The organism is Campylobacter novaezeelandiae (genome assembly GCF_018968685.1).
GTDB lineage: Bacteria > Campylobacterota > Campylobacteria > Campylobacterales > Campylobacteraceae > Campylobacter_D > Campylobacter_D novaezeelandiae.
This window is the reverse complement of the sequence record NZ_CP076657.1, coordinates 456832-481269: the sequence shown is the minus strand read 5'-3', so window position 1 is coordinate 481269 and position 24438 is coordinate 456832. Positions and strand designations below refer to the sequence as shown.

Annotated in this window: 28 protein-coding genes and 1 pseudogene; 19 read left to right on the top strand and 10 right to left on the bottom strand. The window is 27.0% G+C overall.

Translation table 11 applies throughout. From position 1 onward, the window contains the following. Position 1: 1 nt before the first annotated feature. From CNZW441b_RS02545 to CNZW441b_RS02505, 9 genes are read left to right on the top strand one after another with little or no spacing between them, the layout of a single operon-like run. Positions 2-337, top strand: a complete 336-nt coding sequence (locus CNZW441b_RS02545; protein ID WP_131163627.1) for a hypothetical protein — start codon at positions 2-4, stop codon at positions 335-337. Continuing rightward, on the top strand, positions 334-954 hold the full coding sequence (locus tag CNZW441b_RS02540) for an HAD family hydrolase (RefSeq protein ID WP_131163628.1): 621 nt from the start codon (positions 334-336) through the stop codon (positions 952-954). Before CNZW441b_RS02545 ends, CNZW441b_RS02540 begins: the two co-directional genes overlap by 4 nt. A gap of 52 nt (positions 955-1006) precedes the next feature. Continuing rightward, the gene (gene glyS, locus CNZW441b_RS02535; RefSeq protein WP_131163629.1) at positions 1007-3004 is read left to right on the top strand and encodes a glycine--tRNA ligase subunit beta; all 1998 of its coding nucleotides are present in this window, start codon (positions 1007-1009) and stop codon (positions 3002-3004) included. After that, on the top strand, positions 3001-3834 hold the full coding sequence (gene pgp3, locus CNZW441b_RS02530; RefSeq protein ID WP_131163630.1) for a peptidoglycan metallopeptidase Pgp3: 834 nt from the start codon (positions 3001-3003) through the stop codon (positions 3832-3834). The genes glyS and pgp3 overlap by 4 nt, the downstream gene beginning before the upstream one ends. Next, positions 3821-4774, top strand: coding sequence for an SAM-dependent methyltransferase (locus CNZW441b_RS02525; RefSeq protein WP_131163631.1), 954 nt, complete (start codon positions 3821-3823; stop codon positions 4772-4774). The genes pgp3 and CNZW441b_RS02525 overlap by 14 nt, the downstream gene beginning before the upstream one ends. Before the next feature lie 32 nt (positions 4775-4806). Further along, the gene (locus tag CNZW441b_RS02520; RefSeq protein ID WP_216681527.1) at positions 4807-5580 is read left to right on the top strand and encodes a pyridoxine 5'-phosphate synthase; all 774 of its coding nucleotides are present in this window, start codon (positions 4807-4809) and stop codon (positions 5578-5580) included. Beyond that, entirely contained in the window at positions 5573-6730 is a 1158-nt protein-coding gene (gene pdxA / locus CNZW441b_RS02515; RefSeq protein WP_131166345.1) for a 4-hydroxythreonine-4-phosphate dehydrogenase, read from the top strand. Before CNZW441b_RS02520 ends, pdxA begins: the two co-directional genes overlap by 8 nt. Further along, positions 6717-7904, top strand: coding sequence for an MFS transporter (locus CNZW441b_RS02510; protein ID WP_216681526.1), 1188 nt, complete (start codon positions 6717-6719; stop codon positions 7902-7904). The genes pdxA and CNZW441b_RS02510 overlap by 14 nt, the downstream gene beginning before the upstream one ends. Before the next feature lie 50 nt (positions 7905-7954). Then, positions 7955-8248, top strand: a complete 294-nt coding sequence (locus tag CNZW441b_RS02505) for a hypothetical protein (protein WP_131166346.1) — start codon at positions 7955-7957, stop codon at positions 8246-8248. 8 nt (positions 8249-8256) lie between these two features. On the opposite strand, the gene nusA is transcribed toward CNZW441b_RS02505, so the two are convergent. Further along, positions 8257-9339, bottom strand: coding sequence for a transcription termination factor NusA (gene nusA / locus CNZW441b_RS02500; protein ID WP_131166347.1), 1083 nt, complete (start codon positions 9337-9339; stop codon positions 8257-8259). A 128-nt stretch (positions 9340-9467) separates the two neighbouring features. Here nusA and CNZW441b_RS02495 point away from each other — a divergent pair, with 128 nt between their 5' ends. The 6 genes from CNZW441b_RS02495 to CNZW441b_RS02470 are packed head-to-tail and all read left to right on the top strand — an operon-like array spanning position 9468 to position 13599. Beyond that, positions 9468-9710, top strand: a complete 243-nt coding sequence (locus CNZW441b_RS02495; protein WP_131163637.1) for an HP0268 family nuclease — start codon at positions 9468-9470, stop codon at positions 9708-9710. Further along, positions 9707-11008, top strand: a complete 1302-nt coding sequence (miaB, locus tag CNZW441b_RS02490; RefSeq protein WP_216681525.1) for a tRNA (N6-isopentenyl adenosine(37)-C2)-methylthiotransferase MiaB — start codon at positions 9707-9709, stop codon at positions 11006-11008. Before CNZW441b_RS02495 ends, miaB begins: the two co-directional genes overlap by 4 nt. Continuing rightward, positions 10992-11624: a lysophospholipid acyltransferase family protein gene (locus CNZW441b_RS02485; RefSeq protein WP_131163639.1), complete on the top strand. Its 633-nt coding sequence runs from the start codon at positions 10992-10994 to the stop codon at positions 11622-11624. The genes miaB and CNZW441b_RS02485 overlap by 17 nt, the downstream gene beginning before the upstream one ends. Then, positions 11624-12571 (top strand): clan AA aspartic protease, encoded by a 948-nt coding sequence (locus CNZW441b_RS02480; RefSeq protein ID WP_216681524.1) that lies wholly within the window; start codon positions 11624-11626, stop codon positions 12569-12571. Before CNZW441b_RS02485 ends, CNZW441b_RS02480 begins: the two co-directional genes overlap by 1 nt. Beyond that, positions 12561-13085: a hypothetical protein gene (locus tag CNZW441b_RS02475; protein WP_131163641.1), complete on the top strand. Its 525-nt coding sequence runs from the start codon at positions 12561-12563 to the stop codon at positions 13083-13085. The genes CNZW441b_RS02480 and CNZW441b_RS02475 overlap by 11 nt, the downstream gene beginning before the upstream one ends. Beyond that, positions 13075-13599, top strand: a complete 525-nt coding sequence (locus CNZW441b_RS02470; protein ID WP_131163642.1) for a hypothetical protein — start codon at positions 13075-13077, stop codon at positions 13597-13599. Before CNZW441b_RS02475 ends, CNZW441b_RS02470 begins: the two co-directional genes overlap by 11 nt. A 20-nt stretch (positions 13600-13619) precedes the next feature. Here CNZW441b_RS02470 and CNZW441b_RS02465 read toward each other — a convergent pair whose 3' ends face one another. Then, positions 13620-14423, bottom strand: a complete 804-nt coding sequence (locus CNZW441b_RS02465; protein WP_131163643.1) for a 3'-5' exonuclease — start codon at positions 14421-14423, stop codon at positions 13620-13622. Further along, complete coding sequence (gene rpe / locus CNZW441b_RS02460; RefSeq protein WP_131163644.1) at positions 14420-15067, bottom strand: ribulose-phosphate 3-epimerase; 648 nt, start codon at positions 15065-15067, stop codon at positions 14420-14422. Before rpe ends, CNZW441b_RS02465 begins: the two co-directional genes overlap by 4 nt. Before the next feature lie 169 nt (positions 15068-15236). On the opposite strand from rpe, the gene rpmB reads away from it, so the two are divergent. From rpmB to CNZW441b_RS08280, 4 genes and pseudogenes are all read left to right on the top strand, one after another. Further along, on the top strand, positions 15237-15431 hold the full coding sequence (rpmB, locus tag CNZW441b_RS02455; RefSeq protein ID WP_131163645.1) for a 50S ribosomal protein L28: 195 nt from the start codon (positions 15237-15239) through the stop codon (positions 15429-15431). A gap of 130 nt (positions 15432-15561) precedes the next feature. Then, entirely contained in the window at positions 15562-15783 is a 222-nt protein-coding gene (locus CNZW441b_RS02450) for an HP1242/YdcH family protein (RefSeq protein ID WP_131163646.1), read from the top strand. Positions 15784-16193: 410 nt separating this feature from the next. Then, a pseudogene (locus CNZW441b_RS08285) lies at positions 16194-16460 on the top strand (methyl-accepting chemotaxis protein); the annotation flags it as partial. Between the two features lie 12 nt (positions 16461-16472). Then, a complete protein-coding gene (locus CNZW441b_RS08280) occupies positions 16473-16904 on the top strand; it encodes a CZB domain-containing protein (protein WP_424944988.1) in 432 nt (143 codons plus the stop codon). 2 nt (positions 16905-16906) lie between these two features. Here the strand turns inward: CNZW441b_RS08280 and CNZW441b_RS02440 are convergent, their stop codons facing one another. The 7 genes from CNZW441b_RS02440 to fabG all read right to left on the bottom strand — a co-directional run bounded on the left by CNZW441b_RS02440 (position 16907) and on the right by fabG (position 24403). Further along, the gene (locus CNZW441b_RS02440) at positions 16907-17503 is read right to left on the bottom strand and encodes an NUDIX hydrolase (protein ID WP_131163648.1); all 597 of its coding nucleotides are present in this window, start codon (positions 17501-17503) and stop codon (positions 16907-16909) included. 76 nt (positions 17504-17579) lie between these two features. Then, entirely contained in the window at positions 17580-19637 is a 2058-nt protein-coding gene (locus tag CNZW441b_RS02435; RefSeq protein WP_216681598.1) for a TonB-dependent receptor domain-containing protein, read from the bottom strand. 287 nt (positions 19638-19924) lie between these two features. Next, positions 19925-20866, bottom strand: coding sequence for an acetyl-CoA carboxylase carboxyltransferase subunit alpha (locus CNZW441b_RS02430; RefSeq protein WP_131163649.1), 942 nt, complete (start codon positions 20864-20866; stop codon positions 19925-19927). A gap of 2 nt (positions 20867-20868) precedes the next feature. Beyond that, positions 20869-22086 (bottom strand): beta-ketoacyl-ACP synthase II, encoded by a 1218-nt coding sequence (locus CNZW441b_RS02425; RefSeq protein ID WP_131163650.1) that lies wholly within the window; start codon positions 22084-22086, stop codon positions 20869-20871. A 30-nt stretch (positions 22087-22116) separates the two neighbouring features. Then, positions 22117-22350 (bottom strand): acyl carrier protein, encoded by a 234-nt coding sequence (gene acpP, locus CNZW441b_RS02420; protein ID WP_131163651.1) that lies wholly within the window; start codon positions 22348-22350, stop codon positions 22117-22119. Positions 22351-22412: 62 nt separating this feature from the next. After that, positions 22413-23660 carry a DUF2920 family protein gene (locus tag CNZW441b_RS02415; RefSeq protein WP_131163652.1) on the bottom strand — a complete coding sequence of 416 codons (1248 nt, stop codon included), beginning with the start codon at positions 23658-23660 and terminating at the stop codon, positions 22413-22415. After that, positions 23660-24403 carry a 3-oxoacyl-ACP reductase FabG gene (fabG, locus tag CNZW441b_RS02410; RefSeq protein ID WP_131163653.1) on the bottom strand — a complete coding sequence of 248 codons (744 nt, stop codon included), beginning with the start codon at positions 24401-24403 and terminating at the stop codon, positions 23660-23662. The genes CNZW441b_RS02415 and fabG overlap by 1 nt, the downstream gene beginning before the upstream one ends. Between the last annotated feature and the right edge of the window lie 35 nt (positions 24404-24438).

The window sequence follows — 24438 nt, the reverse complement described above, 5'->3', positions numbered from 1 at the left end:
TTTGACTAAAAATGAAGAAAAAAAAATAAGAATTAAATATATAAGAAATTTAGAAAAATTTTTTAATGAAGCAAGTCTTTCTTTAAAAAAAGAAAATTTTGACTTAGAAAAATTTAGAGAAAAAGTTTTAAAAAATGCCAAAATTCTTAAAAAGGATCCCTTTGTTTTTATAAATTCCAACTACATTAAAAATTTGGAAAATTTTGCCAATACATGTTTAAATTTTTCTATGGAACAAAATGATCTTTTAAAACAAGTTCATTTTATAGAAAAGCTTAAAAAAAATCAAAATTATAAAAAAGATAAATATAAAAATTATTTAAAGGAGTATATGTGATCAATGTTATTTTTGATATGGATGGGACGCTAATTGATAGTGCAAGCGCTATAAGTGCTGCGGTAAATGAGATCAGAAAAGATCTTAATCTAAGCCCTCTTTCTAAAGAACTAATTTATAAAATCATCAATACACCAGGAATCAACTGGAGCAAAGAGCTGTATAATATCGATGATGCAAATCACCCTAATTTCAAAGAAGGCTTTGAAAAATATTTTTTAAAACACTATGAGCAAAGTGCTAATTTATATGAAGGGGTTTATGAAATTTTAGAATTTTTAAAAAATAAATCCTGCTATTTAGCTATTGCAACAAACGCTCCTCAAAGCTCTTTAAGTGATATCTTAAAAAAACATAATATTATAAAATTTTTTAGTAAAATTTTAGGAGTAAGTTTAGGGATCAATCCAAAACCAGATCCTATGATGTTAAATCTTATAAAAGCAGAAGCGCCTTTTTCAACAAGTATTTTTATAGGAGATAGCTTAAAAGATAAAGAATGTGCAAAAAATGCTAATGTTATTTATTTTAATGCAAAGTGGTATGAAAAAGAAATTTTAAAAGATGAATTCAGTAATGCTTTAGAATTAAAAGCTTTGTTAGAAAATTATTTATAAGTTTTTCAAATAAAAAAAGATAAAATTAAAATTAATTTATAAAGAGTTAACAATGAATAAAAATTTATTAATAGAAATTGGAGTTGAAGAATTACCAGCTCTACCTTTACTAAAAGAACTTCCAAATATAGAAAAAAAATGGATTGAGATCTTAAAAAATTATAAATTAGAAAGCGAATTTAAATTTTATTATACTCCAAGAAGATTAGTATTTTTTCATCAAAATTTTAAAGAAAGACAAGACGATTCTTTTGTGGAATTTATAGGAGCTCCTAAAAATATAGCTTATAAAGATGGAAAATTAAGCAATGCTGGACTTAGTTTTTTACAAAAAGCAGGTATAAGCGAAGAAGAGCTTGAATTTAAAGAAATCAAAGGAAAAGAAGTTTTGTATTATAAAAAATATATACAAGGACAAAAAAGTCAAGAAATCTTGCCTTTGATGATAGAAAATTTTCTAAAAAGTCTTAATTTTGGCAAAAGTATGAGATGGGGAGAATATACTTTTGAATTTATTAGGGCTATAAGATCTATGGTTTGTCTTTTGGATAGTAAAGTGCTTGAATTTGAGCTTTATGGAGTTAAAAGTTCAAATAAAACTTTTGTTCATAGAAGTGTTAGTTATGATTTATTAAGTTTTAATAGCATACAAGCTTATTTTGAAATTTTAGAACAAAACTATATTATTTTAGATCCAGAAAAAAGAAAAGAAAAAATTCTTAATGAATTTAAAGCCTTAGAACAAAAGCATTTTATCAATATCGCACAAGATGATGAATTGCTTAATGAAGTCATTGCTATTACTGAGTATCCTAGTGCTTTATTAGGAAGTTTTGACAAAAATTATCTTGAAATTCCTAAAGAAGTTATTATCACTTCAATGAGAGAAAATCAACGTTATTTTGCCGTCTTTAAAAATGAAGAACTTAGTAATCATTTTATAGTTGTAAGTAATTCAGTTTGCAAAGATTATACGCAAATTATAGAAGGTAATGAAAGAGTTTTACGCGCAAGATTGAGTGATGCTATGTTCTTTTGGAAAAATGATTTAAAAACTGGTTTAAATCCAGATAAACTTTCTTATATCACCTATCTTGAAAATTTAGGCTCGATGAAAGATAAAAGCTTAAGAGAAGAATATATAGCAGAAATTTTATGTGAGATTTATAATAATCCAAATACCAAAGATATTAAAACAGCTATAAAATACTCAAAAGCCGATCTTAATTCTCAAATGGTTTATGAATTTACAAATTTACAAGGTATTATGGGTTCTTATTATGCTAAAGCTATGGGATTTAATGAAGCAATTTGCTTAGCCATTAAAGAACAATATTTACCTGATGGAGAAAATTCCAAACTTCCAAGCAATGAATTTTCTAGTATAGTATCTTTAGCAAATAAACTTGATACTCTTTTAGGGCTATTTTCTATAGGAAAGCTTCCAAACGGGAGTAAAGATCCTTATGCATTAAGACGTGCTGCAAGTGGAGTTTTAAAAATAATCCTAAATACAAAAAAAGATTTAGATCTTGATGATTTATTTTCAAAAATTTGCAAAAATTACAAAGAATTTGATATACAAATTTTAAAGGATTTTATTTTTGAAAGACTTTATACTTTTTATGAAGTTAATGCTTCTTTTATCAAAGCTGTATTAAGTTCTAAAAACACTAATATTATTTATATTAACAATGCTATTAAAGCCTTAATCAAAATTAGCCAAAAAGAAAATTTTAGTGAAAATTTTAGCACTTTTAAACGTCTTGCCAATATAGCTTCAAAACCGAAATATCCATTAGAAAAAACACTTTTTACACAAGAAGAAGAAAATAAGCTTTATGAGGCATTTTTACAAACTTTAAATTTTAATGATGTAGAAGAAAAATTAGATAGCTTATTTGCTCTAAAACCTTTGATTGATAACTTTTTTGATAAAGTAATGATCAATGTCGATGATGAAAAAATAAAGAATAATCGTCAAGCACTTGTGTATCAAATTTATAGTGAATTTCTAAAAATTGCAGATATTAAAGAAGTAAGCTTATGAAAAAAATATTTATTTTTTTATTCTTTTTGCAGTTTCTTTTTGCAGAACAAAATATTGATCTCATCAAAGGACAAGCTTTATTTTTAGAATTTGATAAAAAAGACTTACAAAAAATTACACTAAATGATAAAAAAATTAATTTTTTCATTCATCCAAATAATAAAAATAAAGTTGTAACAATATTTTCACTCCCCTATAAAAATCCAACTAAAAAAAATATTATTAAAGCAATTTATACCAATAAAGAGCAAATATATACTATAAATTCTCTAGAAGGGGCTTATAAAAAAGAATTTATACAAGTTGCACCAAATAAAGTTTTTCCTTCCAAGGAAAAGCAAAAACAAATTGCTAATGAGTTTAAAGAAGCTTCTTTAATTTATGCTAACTATACTCCAAATACTCTTATAAAAACAAATTTCCAAAAACCGCTTGATTCTTTTATTACAAGCTCTTTTGGTAAGGCAAGAATTTTTAATGATAAATTAGCTTCCTATCATAGCGGTACTGATTTTAGAGCAAAAATAGGGACAAAAATAAAAGCTGCAAATTCAGGCATAGTAAAACTTGCTAAAAATCGTTATTATGCCGGAAATTCTATTATCATTGATCATGGATATGGAGTATATTCACAGTACTATCATCTTTCAAAAATTCTAGTAAAAACTGGAGATAAAATTGAAAAAGGACAAATCATAGGATTAAGTGGGGATAGCGGAAGAGTAAATGGACCTCATTTGCATTTTGGAATCATTGTCAATCAAAAACAAGTTGATCCTATTGATTTCATACAAAAATATAACGCTTTATTTGGCAATGAAAAAATTTAGTGAATTTTTTGAAAATTGGCTTCATCAAAACTATTATAAAAAAGTTACTAAAATAGGCAAAGAAGGAGATTTTTTTACTGCCGTTAGCGTGGGAAATCTTTTTGGAACCTTAATAGCTCAACATTTCTTAGATTTAATTGATAAAAAAATTTTAACTCCTCCTTTGCAAGTTGTAGAAATAGGAGCAAACGAAGGATATTTAAGTAAAGATTTTTTAAGCGCTTTGCTTGAATTTAGACCAGAGCTTTTTAAAGAAATAGAATTTTACATTATAGAACCACATTCAAAATTACAAAATTTACAAAAACATACATTACAAAATATAGATTTTCACCACAAAAATTCCTTAAAAGAATGCGAATTTGAAAATGCCTTTATCTTTTGTAATGAGCTTTTTGATAGTTTTTCTTGCGAATTAATAAATGAAGATAAAATGGCCTTTATAGAGAATTTTGAAATTCATTTTTTAGCTATGGATGATTATACTAAATCAAAATGTCAAGAATTAAAACTTTTAAAAGGTGAATTAAGCTTTGCTTTAGAAGACTTTTTTAAAGACTTGAATAAAGCTTGCAAAAAATTTATTCTTGCTGGATTTGATTATGGGGTATTAAATCCAAATTCTTTAAGTTTAAGAATTTATCAAAATCATAAAATTTTTAATCCTTTTACAAGTAAGTTGCAAGATTTTTTTGGACAAAGTGATCTTACTTATGATGTTAATTTCACACATTTATATCAGCTTTGTGATTTTTATAATTTTAAAATTCTTTCTTTTGAAAAGCAAAAAGAAGCCCTATTACATTTTGGTTTTGAAAAATTATTAAAATATACTCAAGATAAAAATATTAAAAGTTATGAAAATTTTTTACAACAAGCTAAATATCTTTTTTTTCATTTTAATGATAAATTTCATTTTTTTGAAATTCAAAAAGCTTAAATGGGATATAATTAAAAAAATGGAGGAATATCATGCTTTTAGGGGTAAATATTGACCATATAGCTGTTTTAAGAGAAGCTAGAAAAGTAAATGATCCAAATCTTTTAGAGGCAGCTTTATTTGCTTGTCATTTTTGTGATCAAATTACTATTCACGTAAGAGAAGATAGACGCCACACTAATGAAAGAGATTTAAAAGATTTAATCAAACATTGTAAAAATCCTATCAATTTAGAATGTGCACTAGATAATGAAATTCTTGATCTTGCTTGCACTTTAAAACCAAAGCGTGTTACCTTAGTTCCAGAAAAAAGAGAGGAGCTTACAACAGAAGGTGGGCTTTATTTAGATCATGAAAATTTAAACTCTAGTATAAAAAAATTAAAACAAGCAGATATTGAAATTTCTTTATTTATAGATCCAAATTTAGAAAATATCCAAAAAGCTTCTTCACTAAAAGTTGATTTTATAGAGCTTCATACAGGATTATATGCTAATTTATATAATGCTATTTTTAGTAATATTTTAAAAACTCCATATAAAATTAAAGAACTTGATTTAAATTCCAAAATTCTAGAACAAAAATTAGAAGAAGAATTAAATTCTATTAATCTTTGTGCTTTAAAAGCTAAAGAATTTGGTTTAAAAGTTGCTGCAGGACATGGGCTTAATTATAAAAATGTCCAAAAAATAGCAAAAATTAAAGCTATAGATGAATTAAATATAGGTCAAAGCATTATCGCAAGATCTGTTTTTGTAGGTCTTAAAGAAGCTATCTTGGAAATGAAAGCTTTAATCAATGAATAAGCTTGCCATAAGCATAGGCGATATCAATGGAATTTCTTGCGAAATTCTAATCAAAGCTCATAATGCCATTTCAAAAATTTGCACGCCTTATTATTTTATCCATCCTAATCTACTCTCACAAGCTTTAAAAATTTTAAATTTAACTATTGATAATTATAATTTAGTCATTTTTGAAAAAGATAGTAAAGAAGAATTTTTTCTCAAAGAAGAAAATAAGCATTATAAAATTTTTTGCTTTAAAAGTGCACTTTATGCAGATGTAGATTCAAATTTTGATATTAACGTCGGCAAAATTGATGCTAAAAGTGGACTTTACTCTTATTTAAGTTTTCAAGCGGCTAATTATTTTGTAAAGGCAAAATATGCAAAAGCTCTAATCACTCTTCCTATTCATAAAAAAGCTTGGCAACTTGCACATATACCTTTTAGAGGACATACAGAAGCTTTAAGATTTTTCTACAAAAAAGAAGCCATTATGATGCTTGGATGTTCTAAACTTTTTGTAGGACTTTTTAGCGATCATATCCCCTTAAAAGAAGTCAGTAAAAAAATTCAATTTAAATCTTTAGTTAATTTTTTTATCAACTTTTATAAACAAACACATTTTAAAAAAATTGGGGTTTTAGGATTTAATCCACACGCTGGTGATTACGGCGTTATAGGCGGAAAAGAAGAAGAGATTATAAATAAAGCCATTGAATTTAGCAATGCTTATTTAAATTTTTCAAAAGCTGGCATTAAACAAAAAAATATTTTATTAAAGAAATTTAATATTACAGAAAAAACTCTGCTTCAAAATGCTTTAAAAAATGAGATTTTAAAACAAGAATTACTTCAATTTAATACTCATCTTTTTTACTTACCGCAAGTTTTAGTAGCCGATACCGCTTTTACTAAAAATTCTTTAAAATCTTGCAACAGACTTATAGCTATGTATCACGATTTAGGTCTTGCTCCGCTTAAAGCTTTATATTTTGATCAAAGTATTAATATAAGTTTAAATTTACCCATTATACGCACTAGTGTTGATCATGGAACTGCTTTTGATATAGCCTATAAACATAAAGCAAAAATTAAAAGTTACAAAGAAGCAATTAAATTTGCCCTATATTTAAACCATATAAAGAATGATAAAAATGGAAAATTATAAAAAAGCTATTTTTGCTCTTGCCTTAAGTGCCTTTTGCATGGGGGTTACAGAATTTGTTATGGCTGGAGTTTTAATTGATGTTCAAAATTATTTTAATATTGATGCAAAAAGTGCTGGTTATCTTACAACTCTTTATGCATTAGGAGTTGTAATTGGCGCTCCTTTAATTAGTATAATATTAAGTTTTTATAAACGACATATACAACTTTTAATTAATATAGCTGTTTTTGCTTTTGCCAATTTAACTATCTTTTTTAGTACAAATTTTTATTTAAGTGCTTTTGCAAGATTTATAGCAGGAACTCAACATGGAGTATTTTTTGTTATAGCTACGCTAACCATTAGCGTAATAACTCCAGATCATAAAAAAAGTCAAGCTCTTGCTATTATGGTGAGTGGATTAACTATATCTTTAATAAGCGGCGTTCCACTTGGAACTTTTATTAGCCATTATTTTGGCTTTAAATTTGTTTTTTTATTGATTTTTATAATTAGCATCTTAGCATTTATAGGAATTTTACAAATGATGCCTAAAAATCTCAGTCCTAATAAAATGAGTTTTAAAAACCTTATCCCAGCTTTTTCTCATATCAACTTAATAAAAACCTATGTTATTACTATTTGTACTTGTGGAGCCCAATTTATCCTTTATACTTACTTGCAAAAACTTTTATTAGAAAAAAGTGGTTTTGAAATTCAAGATAGTGCTTATATTTTACTTTTGTATGGAATTTGTGCAATTTTAGGGAATTTATGGGGAGGAAAAATAGTTAGTCAAATTGGAGCAATTCGTTCTTTAAGAATTATACTAAGTATTCAAATTTTGATATTTTTAAGTGTATTTTTTACAATGAATTCTAAAATTTTAATCATTATAAATATTGCTTTAATTGGTTTTTTTGCATGCTCAAGTATTAGTGCTTTAAAAATTTTAAGTATCATTAAAGCTAAAAGACACACTTTTAAAACTATTGATAGTTCAGTTAGTATCAATGAGGCTGCTTTTAATGTTGGAATTGCTTTAGCATCTTTTATAGGGGGTATTGTTTTAAGTTATCTAGGAATAGAATTTAATGCATTATTTTGCGCCTTATTTGTTTTACCTGCATTAATTTTAAGTCTTTTTCTTGCTAAGGATAAATTTTCTTTTGAGCAAATTAAAAGAAAAAAATAATACGGAATGATAATTGCTTGTATTATATAAAATTAGCTAAAGGATAGACTATGATTATAAATCCAAATCAAAATAATTCTTTGTTTTTTAGCAAAGTCAAAGAAAAAAAATTTTCAAGCGATGAATTTCAAGCCAGTTTAAATGAAATTAAAAATAAAGAAAAAACTGATGCAAAAGAAGAAAAAGAAGTAATGAAAAATCAAGACATTGATCTTTCTAGCGTTAAAAACAACTTTAGTGCTTACGCATGGCAAAAAATGAGAGAAGATCAATACAAAAAGAATGAAGAAACTATTTTAAACAAACTTTTTGCAACTATTGATCAAGCAAATCAAGCTAAATAATAGCTTGATTATACATTTTTAAATAAATTTTCTAAATTTTTAAAGGCCTCTGCTGCACTCTCATTATTTTTAGAATCAAGAACATTAAGCTCTATTTCGCAAGAACTCAACATAGAAACAAGGCGAATATTAATTCCATTCCTTCCTATAGCCTTGCTTTTTTGATCATTGTTTAAACTCACAATAGCTTTTTGATCTTTAATCTTAACAGAACTAATAATAGCAGGTGCTAGAGCTCTTGCTATTAGAATTTCAATTTCATTTGAGTATTCTATACAATCAATATTTTCATTATGGAGCTCTTTGCTTACAGCGTTAATCCTTACTCCTTTAACGCCAACAGTAGCTCCTACTGGATCAATATTGCTCATATTAGTTGTTAAAACAACTTTTGCTCTTTCTCCTGGAATTCTTGCACAATTTTGTATACTAACATAACCATCTTTAATCTCAGGAACTTCAGATTCAAGCAAACGTTCTAAAAATTTAGGACTTGTCCTAGAAAGTTCTATTTTAATACCTTTATCGATATAAACACGACGTATTACAGCTTTAACAACATCTCCTATTTTAAATTTTTCCCCTTTAATACGATTTTTTCTCGGTAAAAAAGCTCTTAATTCATCAATTTCTATATAAGTATTTTCTTCACTATCTATACGCACGACATTCCCAAATACTATTTGACCTACTTTATTTTTATATTTATCAAAAATAGTTTGTTCTAAAAGCTTTTGGATATGATATTCAAGTTCTTTATGTAAAATATTAACTGCTGTTCTTCCTAAATTTTCTAAAGAGCACTCATAAGTAAGCTCATCTCCAACCTCAACTTCTCCAGCTTCTTTTCTAGCTTTACTTAGAGCAATAAAACTTTCATTATTTTCGTCTAATCTTTCATCATTATCTGCTATAACAGTAATTTTTTGATAAAGTTTCAAGCTTTTATTATCAACAAAAAAATCATATTCTTGTCCATAAACTTTTTTAGCTGTATTAATTAATGCAACAATTACTTTATCTTTAACACTTTCTAGATCTAAATTTTTTTCATTAGCAATAGATTCTATAATATCTGTAATTTTTTCCATTTCTATATTGCCTTTTTTGGGAAATTTTCATTAATTTGCTTAAAGAAGATAAAAATTATATCTTTAATAAGTTTAATTAAAAGTAAAATTGATATAATAATAAATTTAAAAGAAGTTAAGGAAAAACTATGGAAATAAAATTAGCAAGAAATTCAATCAACGAAAAACCAAAAACTATTACTTTAGAAAAAATCGAAGAAGCTGTAACAAAAGAAGGGCAAAAATTTTTTTACTTTGATAAAGACAACTCTCATAAACAATTAATTTCTCTTGTAGAATATTTTGAAAAAAAAGGCTTTAGCGTTTATCATAGAACTATTAAATATGGGCTTGATGAATCAGATTTTATGTATGAGGTACACATTCTTTGAGTGAAAAAAAATTATTTATTCAAACTTTAGGTTGCGCTATGAATGTAAGAGATTCAGAACATATAGTTGCTGAACTCTCTCAAAAAGAAAATTACACCTTAACTGAAGACATTAAAGAAGCAGACCTTATACTTATTAATACATGCTCTGTAAGAGAAAAACCTGTTCACAAATTGTTTTCTGAAATTGGAGCTTTTGAAAAAATCAAAAAAAATGGTGCCAAAATAGGAGTTTGTGGTTGCACTGCTTCACATTTAGGGGATGAGATTTTCAAAAGAGCTCCTTATGTGGATTTTGTTTTAGGAGCAAGAAATGTTTCAAAAATCACAAAAGCTGTCAAAACTCCTAAATTCATAGGAACAGATATTGACTATGATGAAAGTGAATTTACTTTTGCTGATTTTAGAAATAATCCTTATAAAACTTATATTAATATTTCTATAGGTTGTGACAAGCATTGCACTTATTGCATAGTTCCTTATACGCGCGGAGATGAAATTTCAATTCCATTTGATATCATTTTTAAAGAAACCTTAAAGGCAGTTCAAAAAGGGGCAAAAGAAGTATTTTTACTTGGACAAAATGTAAATAATTATGGTAAAAAATTCCGCAATAATCATAAAAAAATAGATTTTTCAGATCTTTTAGAAGAGCTTAGCACTATTGAAGGCTTAGAACGTATTCGTTTTACTAGCCCTCATCCTTTACATATGGATGATAAGTTTTTACAAGTTTTTGCTAATAATCCTAAAATTTGCAAATCCATTCATATGCCATTACAAAGCGGTTCTGATAATATTTTAAAAGCCATGAAAAGAGGATACGATAAAAAGTGGTATTTAAATAGAGCTTTTAAAATCAGAGAACTTTGTCCTGATGTTAGCATATCTACAGACATCATTGTAGCATTCCCTGGCGAAAGCGATAAAGATTTTGAAGAAACTATGGATGTTTTAGAACAAGTGCGTTTTGAGCAACTTTTTTCTTTTAAATATTCTAAAAGACCTCTTACTAAAGCTGCTTCAATGCCAAATCAAATTCCTGAAGATATCGCTTCTTCTAGACTTACAACTTTGCAAAATAGACATAATGAAATATTAGATGAAATTGTTCTTAAACAAAAAAACAAAGAAGTAAAAGTTTTATTTGAGGAGCTAAGGGCCGATGGAGCTGTTGCTGGTAGAACGGATAATAATTTTTTAGTTCAAATTCAAGGAAGTGAAGAATTCTTAGGAAAATTAAAACGTGTAAAGATTACAGATGTTAAACGCATGGTGCTTCATGGGGAAATTATTTAAAGAATTTTTTTTAACTAGAATAATATTTTTATTACAATGGTTTATTTTCTTAACTTGTTCTAAAGAATATAAAGGAAAAAAGGTAGATGAAAAACCTTGTGTTATTTTATTTTGGCACGGACGATTAGCATTAATGCCTTTTGCTTTTAGACATTTTAGATTTAAAAATAAAAGAGCTTATGTAATGATTTCTTTACACAAAGATGGAGAAAAAATTGCAAAAATTATTTCATTTTATGGTCTTCACTCCATTAGAGGTAGCACTTTTAAAGGTGCTAGAACTGCATTAAAATCAGCTTTTAAAGTTTTAGATCAAAATGACGATATAGTTATTACCCCAGATGGTCCAAGAGGACCCGTTCATAGTATTTCAGATGGGGCGATTTTAATTGCACAAAAGAAAAATGTTAAAATAAGAATTTTAAATTATGAAACAAATCGTTTTTGGAAATTTTCAAGTTGGGACCAAATGATTTTACCAAAACCTTTTAGTAAAATTATTTATAGACTTTCTGATCCTTTAGATATTTCAGATTTATCAAAAAGCCAAGCGAAAATTTTTTTAAAAAAAGAATTTGAAAAAATATACAATATGGATAGTTTCAAGGTTTATTAATGTTTTTTTTAAAAAAATATCTTCCACAGATTTTTATTGCTATTCTTATAAAAGAAAATGAACAAATCTTTAAAGCAAAAATTTATCGAAATAAAAATTTAATTAGCACCCAAGAAAAAACTTTTAATGACGAAAAAAAACTTCTAGAACATATAAAAAAATTAAGCAAAAAATATCTTATATACTATATAGGATTATTTTTAAATAATCAAGAGCAAGGATTAATTCCTGATTTAAATACCAATAATCTTGAAAAATTTAATATAGGCAAAATGAGTGTAAAATATTTACCTTTAAATAATGCACAAATTTATATTGCTACTGAACATATAGAATATTTTAATGAACTTTTTGAAGAATATAGTGGAATTGATTTTTTATATTCACCTTTTGCTTTACTATATTATCATATCTCAAAAAGGAACTTAAGCTTAGAAAAAACGATTTTATATATACATAATTATGATAATTTTTTAACTTTAATGATATGTAAGGGAAAGGATATTTTATTTGGAGATTATAAAGTATTTGAAAAAAATACTACTCAGGGCAATATTGAAGAACAATCTGACTCTTTAGATAATGAGTTATTATTTTCTAAAGAAAAAGAAGAGCTTGATATGCAAGAAAATTCTGAGTTTTTGGATAGCGAAAATAAAGAAAGTGTATTACAAAATGATATCGATTTTAAAGAATTAAATAGCTTTAGCCATGACATGGAAATTTGTAATTATATTTTTTCAAGCATTCAAAAATTTTATAATGATGATAAATACTCCAATAATTTCATTGATGAGCTAGTATTTTTTAGCGATAAGGAATTTTCTCTTACTACTTTTGAAGTAATAGAAAATGAAATCTTTTTAGAACCAAAATTTGAAAAAATTGATACTCTAAACTGGATGATAACTTTAATGCAAGAGGAACTTAACTCTTATGAAATATAGTTTTATACAACCTAGAAAAAAACCTATTTGGACACTTTTTGATAAAACATGGTTTGCTTTATTTATATTTGGAATCTCATTTATTTTATTTATTTATTTTATTTATTTATTTAAAGTAAGCTTTATTTCTAATTCCATAGAAAACAAAAAACAAGAAATAATACTTAAAGAAAATCAAATTTCAAAAAACGAAGATTTATATAAAATTTTACTCAACCAAAGCTATATGGCAAATAATTTTTATACACAAAACCAGTATATAAAGGAAAGTCTTAAAAATATTTTAGATATGGTTATTCAAACAAATGCAATTACTTTGGATAATTTAGAACAAAATAAATATTCACTAAAACTCTCAGGCATTACTCCAACAAAAGAAATGTTTATTTTACTTTTAGAAACTCCGCTAAAAAGTGTTTTTGATGAAAGTCATACTAACTATTATAAACTCAATAATGGATGGTATCGTTTTATAAGTATTAATACAAAAATAGGAAATAACAATGAAAGATAAAAGTTTTGAAGAAATAGATGTTTTAAAACTTCTTATCTATTCTTTTAGTTTTATAACAATATGTACTGGCTTAATTTTATTTTTACTTTTGCCTATACTTAAAGAATATAAAGAAATCGTTGCAAAAGAAAATATTCAAAATTCATCACTTGCCTCAACCAATAAAGAACTCAAAGCAAGTGAAGATAAATTAAATCTTTTACGCAAAGAAAATAATATAAGCTTGGAACAATTTAAACGTCAATTTGATGTTCAAAATTTTGTAAATTTTACAAAAAACTACTTTCAAAATGTAAAAATAAAGTCTTTAGATACAAATCAATCAATTCCTTATTTAAAAGAACACCTACTAATACAGACAAATATCAAAAATCCTAGAATTTTGTATAATTTTATAGATCATTTAAAACAATATAAAAACCTAATTCAAATAGATTACCCTCTTACATTAAAAGCAGATGATAAAGATATAGCTGTAAGTTTTCCTGTTAAAATTTACTTTGCAAATCCTTGATATAATCTTTTAAAAATTGACTACCCATTTTCTTTCGTCTTTGGACTATTTTGTAAACTCTTATTATTTGTTTTTGAACGAGAAGTTCTAATAAAACTGATAAGCTCCTCTGTAGTTTTAATATGATAAGGAAGTTTGCTAAGACAATATTTAAAAATTTCAGCTGCAGCTAGGGCATCATTTAATGCTCTATGATGTATATTTTGTATACCTAAAACTTCTTTAAGTGTTTCAAGTTTATATCTTGGACTATCTATACAACATTGAGCAAATTCTATAGTACAAATACGACGGTTAAGTAAAATTCCTAAATTACAATTATTTAAAGCTTTAGAAATAAAACTATAATCAAATCTAACATTATGTGCCACAAAAATACTGTCTTTTAAAAAGGTTCTAAATTGTTTTAAAACAATATCAAGAGCAGGAGCATTTTTTACCATATCTATATTAATACCAGTTAGCTCGGTAATTTTATCAGGAATTTCTTCAACCTTAATCAAAGAACAAAAACGATCGATTTCTTTAAAATTTTGAATTTTTACAGCACCTATTTCTAAAATATTTCCATTCTTAATACCACCTGTGCTTTCTATATCAACTATACAAAATATTTCTTCTTTAAAATTTTTAGTTCTTGATTTTAAGGTAAGAGTATTATCTTTATTTAAATTAAACGAAATACCCATAAATTCTAAAAGCCTCAAATCTAGATTTAAATCCTTTAGCTCATCAATCATAGAAAATTCGTTAATCACCCATTCATAAGATCTACTTTGTCTTATAAGTTTAGTAATAATTAAATCAATTTGTTGTAAATTCAAAATTCAAGCTTTAATGATTTAATAGCACTTGCATAATCATTAGAAGAAAAAATATGATTTCCTGCAACCAATATATCAGCTCCACTAGCTTCCAACTCACTGGCATTTAAACCATTAATACCCCCATCTACCTCTATAAAAACCTTTGCATTTTTCCTATCAATCAACTCTCTTAATTCTCTAATTTTTTCATATATTAATGGCAAAAACTTTTGCCCACCAAATCCTGGGTTAACACTCATTAAAAGAATCATATCAACAAATTCTAACATATGTTTTATAGAGTCTATAGGTGTATGAGGATTTAAAACAATAGCAGGATGAATTCCTTGAGATCTTATGTATTCACAAAGTCTTATTGGATGATTTTCTGCTTCTATATGAAAAGAAATAAATTTAGGCTTTAAAGGGATAAAAAAATCTACAAATTTAATGACATCTTTTACCATTAAATGTACATCTAATGGAACATTTGTAATGCTTGAAATTTTTTCTATTACACAAGGACCAAATGTTAAATTTGGAACAAAATATCCATCCATTACATCAATATGTAAAAGATCGGCTCCAGCCTGCTCTATCGCCTTAATCTCTTCCTCAAGTCTTAAAAAATTGGCAGATAATATACTAGGAGCTACATACATTTTAACCTCATTTTATGTTCAATTTAATTTAGACGACAAAGAAAAATTTTATCTTTTATATATTAAAAAAATATAAATAATTTGAATTTTTAAGTTTATTTAGATACAATTTTGTTTTTATTATAGAAAAAACATAGCTAAAATAAATCTCAAGCTTAAGGAAAAACTAATGTCAAGAATTTGTCAAGTTACAGGTAAAAGACCTATGGTAGGTAATAATGTTAGTCATGCAAACAATAAAACAAAAAGAAGATTTTTACCAAATCTTAGAACAGTTCGTATAACCCTAGAAGATGGTACTACAAAAAAAATAAGAATTGCAGCTTCTACTTTAAGAACTCTTAAAAAACAAAACTCTAAATAATATTAAGGATTTTACTCCTTAATATCTACGATATTAATATATAAAATTTTATATTTTTTTAAGTTTAAGTCTCTTAATTTAAGATATAATATTAAACAATCTTAAAACTTACCAAAAACAAAGGAAAACCATGTTACATGAATTTAGAGATTTAATATCATCATTAAAAGGTAAAGACGCTCACTTTGATAAGCTTTTTGATCAACACAATCAACTAGATGAAAAAATTAAAAATGCTGAAAATGGAACAATCTTTTTAAGCAATACAGAAATTTCAAAACTTAAAAAAGAGAAATTAATACTTAAAGACCAACTTAATGAATATCTTTCAAATTATAAAAAGGAGTCATAATGTTTAGTTCAAAGAATAGCCAAAATGATCTTAAATTTCTTGAAGAAGAAGTTAAAATCTATAAAGAAAAAATAAAAAATTTAGAAAATGAAAATTTGGATCTTAAAACAAAAATTACATCGCTTGAACAAGAAAGCTTAGAGTCAAAATTAAAAACAGATCTTTTAAAAATCTTATTAAATGGAGTTCTTAATAATATTAGCATTGTTCAAAATAATATGTTAGATAATGTCAATAAAGCTGAAATCATCTCACAATACTCCCAAAATTCTCTTAGTAAAATGGATGAACTTGATCATATTACTCATTCTATAACTTCTTCTTTAGAAGAAATTATAGAATCAGCAAATAAATCTCGTAATACCGCTGGAACTCTCCATAGAAGCGTTGATGAAATCACTAATGTTATAAATTTAATTAAAGACGTTTCAGATCAAACTAATCTTTTAGCATTAAATGCAGCAATAGAAGCTGCACGTGCAGGAGAATATGGACGTGGATTTGCCGTTGTTGCTGATGAAGTTAGAAAACTAGCAGAAAAGACACAAAAAGCTACAGCAGAAGTTGAAATGAATATCAATTTATTAAAACAAAATGCCAATGAAATGTATTCACAAAGCGAACAAGTTGAAAAAGTTTCTACTGATTCTAATTCTTATATACAAAATTTTTCAAATAAATTTAATGAATTGATTCAAGAATCCAACTTAACAAATGCCAATGCAAAAGATATAACTTCTGAAGCTTTTATTTCTTTAGCTAAGTTAGATCACGTTGCTTTTAAACTCAATGGCTATAAAGAAATTTTTGAAAAAACAGGAAATCAACTAGCAAATCATACCTCATGCCGTTTAGGAAAATGGTTAGCTAGCACAGGAAAAGAAAGATTTGGACATAGTAAAATATTCTCAAAAATTAATGAACCTCATCAAAAAGTTCACGAAAATATGAATTCTGCAATCAATATAGCTCACACTGAAGACTCATCAACTCAAGTAATACAAAACAAAATTACAGAAAAATGTCAAAATGCAGAAAATGCTTCTTTAGAACTTTTTGATATCTTTGAAGAAATGCTTAATGAAACAAGTCTATCACGCCAAAAAAATAATTTAGCTTAATTTTAAGCTAAATTGTATACTTTGGCTTTTTCTTTCATAAACCAAAAATAAGAATAATCGAGCAAAGAATTACGGATAATATTTTTTGTAAATTCCTCAAAATCCACAACTTTAACATAAACAGCTTCAATTTCTTCTGCGTCTATGCCTCCACCTTGACTTAATTTATCTTTTTGACTTATTTCTGCAAAATAAAGATTTTGTTTGCTAACCCCTGAACCAAAACCAGAATAAAACTCATTAATCTTTTCTAATTTTTTAGGATGAAAACCAAGCTCTTCTATACATTCTTCCTTGGCAATTTCTTCTATGCTTAAATTTTTATCAATTAACCCAGAACAAAGCTCTATCGTATATCCTAAATTTTTATTTTCTTTATACTCTTTTAAACTTGTTTGATAGTGCCAAAGTGGAATTCTAAATTGTTTAACAAAAACAAAACTTTGCAAATCTACATGATATAGCAAAATAGATACGCTATCTTTAGCACAAATAAAATCCCAAGAATATTTTTTTCCCTTATATTCATAAGTATATCTTTTAGGTTGTATATAGGGCGAAGAAATAAATCTTTCTTCTTTTAATGTTTTTAAATTCATAATATTCCTTTAAAAACTTTTATTAAGTTATGAATTATATTCATTATAAATTCAAATCATTTAATTTTTTATAAATTTAAAAATCGTATTTATAACTTATCCAAAAGCTTCTACCTTCAGTATAATCTTGATATCGATTTGCATATCCTCCTGGCAATCCATTATTTGCATAACTGGTAATACCTGGATCAAAAAAGTTTTTATCAAAAAGATTTTGTATAGAAAAATTAAGAGTGCTATGCTTATCTACTTTATAATTTAACCCAATATCAACTATATAAAAAGGTTTATATTTTTGCCAAGGCAAAGGCTTGTTATTTCCCCCTTTTGGCTTACTGATAGTATCAAGTCTTGCTCTTGTTTTTATATAAGAATTCAATTTACCTTTTTCGTAATTTAATTTTATCATAGCTATATGTCTTGGTAAATTCTCTATCCTATTGCCACCATAAATATTTTTTTTACCATTTTTATAGCGATTATCCATGAAAGTATAAGAAGAATTAATACTAAAACCATTATAAGATATAGTATTAAAGGCAAATTCTATTCCATTTGTTCTAGTTTTTCCTAAATTTATAGGTCTTGTACATGTTATACCATTACTACAATCTATACCATTTAAAGTTCCATCTAATTCTTCATTAGAAATTTGATTTTTAAAATCCGTCACAAAAGCAGTTATAGAATAATGTGCAAAATTAAACATTTTAAAATCTATACCAAGTTCATAATTTATACTTTCTTCAGGTTTTAAATCAGGATTTCCAAAAGAAGCGCTTCCATTGCCATAATTATAATATCCATTTGTAAGCTGTTTTACAGCAGGAATCTTATAGCCTTTTGATACTCCTCCTTTTAAAGTTGCATTGTCATTTAAATTGTAAACCAAATAAACTCTTGGAGTAAATTGTGAGTTAAATAAATCGCTATAATTATATCTTAACCCTGTAGTAAATATAAGATTATCGCTAATAAAATATTCATTCTCTGCATACAAGGCAGCTAATGTTTGATCTAAATTTTTTCCTTTAATTTCAGTTCCAGCAGATGAAGAATCATTTTTAAGCATTTCATAATCCAACCTTGCTCCAAAACTTGTAACAAAATTACCATATTTATTAAGTTCAAATGGAACAACAGCTTTACTTTCAACTACAAAAATTTGACTATGCAAATCTATATCTTTTGTGCTTCCATACTGAAAATAGGAGTTAGTTGAAATCAAATCATACATTCCATCATGATTTAAAACTATATTGTCTTTAAATAATCTTCTCTCACTTTTTATCGCTCTGCCGCTAGTAGAATTTACACTTATTTCATTAATATAGCGTTCTAAATCTAAATATACGTCATTATTATCATTGACATTTAAATTAAATCTAGTGCCAAAACCTAAACTAGAAAAATATCCTGGAGAGTGACTGGCAATTTGATAATTAGATGGTTTCTGAGATGAACCTTGATATACAGGAGTTGGCCATTTTAAATCAGAATCTTTTTTATCATAATATTTAAATCTAGTAGAAACTGAAAATTTATTATCAATAATTGGTGTTGCTATATAAAAATTTAGCCCTCCTGCATTACCATATTTCTTAGGGTGATTTTGTAAAAGTGTATTAAATTCAATGCTTGCTTCAGTTTTATTGGGATTTTTTTTAGTAATAATATTAATAACACCTCCAACAGCATCACTTCCATAAAGAGTTGAAGCAGGACCCCTAATCACCTCTATACGCTCAATCATTGATAAGGGAGGCAAGTATCCAGATTCACTTCCTCCAAAACCATTATCGTAAAAACCGTTTGCAACGCTTTGTCTTTTTCCATCAATTAATACAAGAGTATAACTAGAGCTAAAACCACGTATACTAAAATCGTAAGTTCCAGTTTTATTCATAGTTACATCAACTCCTGGGATATCGGCAATAGCTTCACCTATATCTTTAACAGGTTTTTGACTTAACTCTTCTTTTGTAATTATAGATATAGATGCAGGTGCATCTACTATGCTTTGCTCAAATCCACTTGCACTTATAACGGCTTCATTAAGCCTATACTGTTCTTGAGCATATACACAAGAGCTTAAGAATAAAGAAAAAATAAAAAATTTATTTCTTGCAAATATTGGGGTTTTTAATTTTTTATTCAAAATTTTTCCTTTAAAATAAAATTGATACTAAATATCAATTTTGAATTATAAGAGAACTAGCTTAAAATTTAATAAATAAAAAATTATTTATTAATAATATTTAATCAGCATAAAACAAAATTTAAAACAAATTATTGAATACAAAAAGTTAAAGAAAGTCTATAAAAATATTTTTTAACCAATATAAGCTAAAAAATATTTATCAAGAAATAAATATAAATCTAAATATTAAATTAAAAAAAATATAATAAATTTTTATATTTTTAAGAATATTCAGTATAAGATCCGAGTTTAAGAATTTTTTTCATACGATTAGAAACAAGTTCTCTTTTATCAATACCTTCAAGTTCTTCTAAAGATTTTTTAACGTAATTTGCTATAGCAACAGCTGCGCCTTCTTTGTTTCGATGTGCTCCATTTAAAGGCTCTTCTATGACATCATCTATTAAAGATTGAGATTTAAGATCATCTGCTGTGATTTTCATAGCCTTTGCTGCTACTTCATTTTTTAAAGGATCATTCCAAAGTATAGCCGCACAACCCTCTGGAGAGATAACTGAAAAAACAGAATTTTTCATCATTGCAAGCTTATCTGCAACACCTATAGCTAAAGCTCCTCCGCTACCTCCTTCGCCAATAACTACAGCAATGGTAATAGTTTTAAGATCACTTAATTCATACAAATTGCGCGCTATAGCTTCACTTTGACCCCTTTCTTCAGCCTCAATACCTGGATAAGCTCCTGGGGTATCAATTAAAAAAAGTATAGGAATTTCAAATTTTTCAGCAAGTTTTGCAACTCTTAAAGCTTTACGATATCCTTCAGGATGAGGCATACCAAAATTCCTTAGAATTTTATCTTTAGTTCCTCTTCCTTTTTGCTCACCTATAACAATAAGTCTTTTTTGACCCAAATAACCCATAAAACAAACAATAGAAGGATCATCTTTAAAAGATCGATCTCCATGAATTTCATGAGCGTCATTTAAAATAAGATGAATATAATCTAAAGCATAAGGACGATCTGGATGTCTAGCAAGTTGCAAACGACCAAAATCACTTAAATTTTTATAAGTCTTTTGTATTTCTTTTTCAAGATTTTTTTGCAAGATAGCAACAGCTTCAAAATCGCCCTTATTTTTAGCATTAATAATATCTTGATCAATTTGTTCAATATTTTTTTCAAAATCTAAATATGAAGCCATTATTAATTATCTACTTTTTTAAAAATCACACAACCATTTGTGCCGCCAAATCCAAATGAATTGCTCATAGCAACCTTTAAATTCATTTCTCTAGCTTTATTTGGTACATAATCAAGATCACATTCTTCATCTTGAACTAATTGATTAATAGTTGGTGGAACAATATTTTGTTTTAAAGCCATAATACTAATAACAGCTTCAATAGCCCCAGCAGCTCCCAAACAATGACCTATTTGACCTTTAGTAGAGCTTACCAAAGGAATATCATTTCCAAAAAGTGCTTTAATTGCTGCTGTCTCATTTCTATCATTAACTGGAGTTGAAGTTCCATGTGCATTAATATAATCAATTTTTACATTACCAGCCATCTTTAAAGCTTTTTGCATAGCTCTAAGTGGACCATCTAAAGTAGGCGAAGTAATATGATGTGCATCAGCACTCTCTCCAAACCCTATAAGTTCAGCATATATATGAGCACCCCTTTTTTTGGCTTCCTCATACTCTTCAAAAACTAAAGCTCCAGCTCCCTCTCCCATAACAAAACCATCTCTTTCTTTATCAAAAGGTCTAGAAGCTCTTTGAGGATCATCATTTCTTGTTGACAATGCTTTCATTGATGCAAAACCACCAATTCCTACAGGACAAATAGCCGCTTCTGCACCTACAACAAGCATTTTACTAGCTGTTCCTAAAACTATACTTTTATAAGCTTCAGCTATAGCATGAGTTCCCGCCGCACAAGCTGTTACACAAGAAATATTTGGCCCTTTTAAAGAATACTCTATAGAAATTAATCCACCTAGCATATTCACAAGTGCTGATGGAATAAAAAATGGAGAAATTCTACGCGCACCCTTTTCAAGACAAATTATAGAATTCTTTTCTATATTAGGCAAACCACCTATACCAGCTGCTGAAACAATACCAAATTCTTCTTCTTGAAAATTTTCATCAAAATTAGCATCTTGCATTGCTTCTTTTGCTGCTTTTATTCCAAGCTGTATAAAACGATCAATTTTTTTAACTTCTTTAGCGTCAATAACTTCTAGTGGATCAAAATTTTTTACTTCAGCAGCTATTCTTACAGGAAAATTACTACTATCAAAAAGAGTAATATTTCCAACGCCACTCTTACCTTCACAAATTGCTCCAAAAGAGTCATTTTTATTTAGACCAAGAGCATTGATCATTCCAATACCTGTAACTACAACTCTTTTCAAAAATAGCTTCCTTATTATAAGAATTTAAAATTATTTTTTAAGATTATCAATATAATTTACAACATCCTCAATTTTAATAAGCTTCTCAGCATCACTATCAGGGATTTCTATACCAAATTTTTCCTCTAAAGCCATAATAAGCTCAACAACATCTAAAGAATCTGCACCTAAATCTTCAATTATCTTAGAATCCATTTTTACCGCATCTGCATCTATACTTAATTGCTCTACTACAACTGATTTTACATCATCAAAAGTTGCCATTATCTATCTCCTTGAATTTAAAATAACGCGTATTTTATCCTAAAAAGCTTAAAAATACAATATTACTTTTTTATAATCTTCAAACTTATTCTATTATTCTCTTCGCTAAAAGTATAAATTAAGTCTTCACTTGGATAAGAAATACTTTTTTCTTTAAAGTCTTTTTTATTATCTAAAAGAATTTTATCTAATAAAGATGGCAATTCTTTTTTAATTAAAAGTTTTGTAGGTATTCCCATACCGTGATTTAGATCTTTTATGAATTTATGATCTATATCTTTTTCACTGATTTCATAAAGACAAGCATCAAAATTTAAATCCCTAAATTCTTTATATAAAATTCTTTTTTCTTCTAAAGAAAGATATTGATCTTTTACAGAAAAATAACTCACATATTTTGTATTGGCATATTTGCTTTGTATTATAAGATGATCTTCTTCTAAAATGTTTCTTATTTTTCTTCTTGCCGGAGAAAAAAAGTTTTTTGCTTCTTTATTACTGGTCCAAAATGTTTTTGTGGAACAATGAGTATTAATATGATGAAAAAAATCAAAAGTTGAAAATTCAGCATATTGCATAAAATCAATCTCTTTGCCAAAACCTACAACCCTCCAAGGAAATTTAGCTCCACTAGAATTATCAATCACTCCATCTATAAGCCAAGGGGCAATTTTAGCCGCAAGGTGTGATAAATATCCTCCGTGAGAAGTTCCTATCATGATAATAGCTAAATCCCCCCCCCCAGAAATTTTAAATGGAGGATTTGCTTTAATAAAAAGCAAAGCATTGATTAAATCTTGTGCTTGCATAATGCCAAAATTTTGATATTCATTTTTACTAGGCTGTAAACTTACATGAAGGTTTAAAAAATAATTAGGATTTAATTTCCCTTCAAATTTTCTTCTAGCTAAATTTTGATTGACAAAATGAAAAACTTCACTCATTTTTTCATAATTATTAATATCTTTAACCTCTAAAGGAAGTTCTAAATTGATAGCTTTGCAACTTTCACTTAAAATAAGCTTATCAATATCATCTAAATAAAAACTAGAACCTGTTTGAGGACGATTGCCTATGCAGTGATAATTAACTCCTACAATAGCAATATCTAAATTTTTGATTAAATCTCTAGCAACAAAATCTAAATAAGGATCATTACAATCAGTTCCAAGCCCTTGATTGATAAAAACTAAAGCTTTTACTTCTTTAGCATCATCAAACCAAAGCTTAAATTCAAGCTTTGATTCTCTTTTTATATTAAGCTCAACATCATCACAAGAAGTGATTTCATAGGTTTTTTTATTTATCATTACATATAAAGTCCGCCATTAATTTTAAGAGAGTCTCCTGTCACATAAGAAGCATAATCACTAAGCAAAAATGCTACACAATAAGCAACTTCGCAAGGTTCAGCAAAACGTTTTAAAGGGATATTATCTTCATAAGATTTTTTAATTTCTTCGCTTAAAACCTCTGTCATATCGCTTTTAATAAATCCAGGCGTTACAACATTAAAACGAATATTACGACTCGCACCCTCTTTTGCAAAAGATTTAGTCATAGCAATCATTCCACCTTTACTAGCAGAATAATTCACTTGTCCAACATTGCCCATTTCTCCCACTATAGAAGCTATATTTACAACAGCTCCAAAACGTTTTTTACTCATTATTTTTAATGCTTCCTTACAACCTAAAAATGCTGAATTTAAATTCGCATTAATTACTTCAGTAAAATCTTCTAATTTCATTCTTAAGGCTAATTTATCATTTGTAATTCCTGCATTATTTACCAAATAACTAAGTTCTCCATCGCTTTCTATGATAGTCTTAATAGCAGCTTCAAATTCATCCTCTTTGCTTGCATCAAATTTAATTACAGCAGCTTTGCCACCTTTTGATTCAATTTCCTCTTTTAAGGCATCTGCAAGTTTATGATCTCCTCTATAATTAATCCAAACTTTAAGATCAAATTCTGCTAAAACTCTTGCAATATATGAGCCTATGCCCTTACTTGATCCTGTGATTAAAACATTTTTTCCGCTAAATTTCATTTTTACTCCTTTTTTATTTTAAAATTATACAATGC

Excerpts from the sequence above, each read along its gene's own strand:
- glyS (WP_131163629.1), top strand. The coding sequence starts at position 1,007 with ATGAATAAAAATTTATTAATAGAAATTGGAGTTGAAGAATTACCAGCT.
- pgp3 (WP_131163630.1), top strand. The coding sequence starts at position 3,001 with ATGAAAAAAATATTTATTTTTTTATTCTTTTTGCAGTTTCTTTTTGCA.
- CNZW441b_RS02525 (WP_131163631.1), top strand. The coding sequence starts at position 3,821 with ATGAAAAAATTTAGTGAATTTTTTGAAAATTGGCTTCATCAAAACTAT.
- CNZW441b_RS02520 (WP_216681527.1), top strand. The coding sequence starts at position 4,807 with ATGCTTTTAGGGGTAAATATTGACCATATAGCTGTTTTAAGAGAAGCT.
- pdxA (WP_131166345.1), top strand. The coding sequence starts at position 5,573 with ATGAATAAGCTTGCCATAAGCATAGGCGATATCAATGGAATTTCTTGC.
- CNZW441b_RS02510 (WP_216681526.1), top strand. The coding sequence starts at position 6,717 with ATGGAAAATTATAAAAAAGCTATTTTTGCTCTTGCCTTAAGTGCCTTT.
- CNZW441b_RS02505 (WP_131166346.1), top strand. The coding sequence starts at position 7,955 with ATGATTATAAATCCAAATCAAAATAATTCTTTGTTTTTTAGCAAAGTC.
- nusA (WP_131166347.1), bottom strand. The coding sequence starts at position 9,339 with ATGGAAAAAATTACAGATATTATAGAATCTATTGCTAATGAAAAAAAT.
- CNZW441b_RS02495 (WP_131163637.1), top strand. The coding sequence starts at position 9,468 with ATGGAAATAAAATTAGCAAGAAATTCAATCAACGAAAAACCAAAAACT.
- CNZW441b_RS02485 (WP_131163639.1), top strand. The coding sequence starts at position 10,992 with ATGGGGAAATTATTTAAAGAATTTTTTTTAACTAGAATAATATTTTTA.
- CNZW441b_RS02480 (WP_216681524.1), top strand. The coding sequence starts at position 11,624 with ATGTTTTTTTTAAAAAAATATCTTCCACAGATTTTTATTGCTATTCTT.
- CNZW441b_RS02475 (WP_131163641.1), top strand. The coding sequence starts at position 12,561 with ATGAAATATAGTTTTATACAACCTAGAAAAAAACCTATTTGGACACTT.
- CNZW441b_RS02470 (WP_131163642.1), top strand. The coding sequence starts at position 13,075 with ATGAAAGATAAAAGTTTTGAAGAAATAGATGTTTTAAAACTTCTTATC.
- rpe (WP_131163644.1), bottom strand. The coding sequence starts at position 15,067 with ATGTATGTAGCTCCTAGTATATTATCTGCCAATTTTTTAAGACTTGAG.
- rpmB (WP_131163645.1), top strand. The coding sequence starts at position 15,237 with ATGTCAAGAATTTGTCAAGTTACAGGTAAAAGACCTATGGTAGGTAAT.
- CNZW441b_RS02450 (WP_131163646.1), top strand. The coding sequence starts at position 15,562 with ATGTTACATGAATTTAGAGATTTAATATCATCATTAAAAGGTAAAGAC.
- CNZW441b_RS02440 (WP_131163648.1), bottom strand. The coding sequence starts at position 17,503 with ATGAATTTAAAAACATTAAAAGAAGAAAGATTTATTTCTTCGCCCTAT.
- CNZW441b_RS02430 (WP_131163649.1), bottom strand. The coding sequence starts at position 20,866 with ATGGCTTCATATTTAGATTTTGAAAAAAATATTGAACAAATTGATCAA.
- acpP (WP_131163651.1), bottom strand. The coding sequence starts at position 22,350 with ATGGCAACTTTTGATGATGTAAAATCAGTTGTAGTAGAGCAATTAAGT.
- CNZW441b_RS02415 (WP_131163652.1), bottom strand. The coding sequence starts at position 23,660 with ATGATAAATAAAAAAACCTATGAAATCACTTCTTGTGATGATGTTGAG.
- fabG (WP_131163653.1), bottom strand. The coding sequence starts at position 24,403 with ATGAAATTTAGCGGAAAAAATGTTTTAATCACAGGATCAAGTAAGGGC.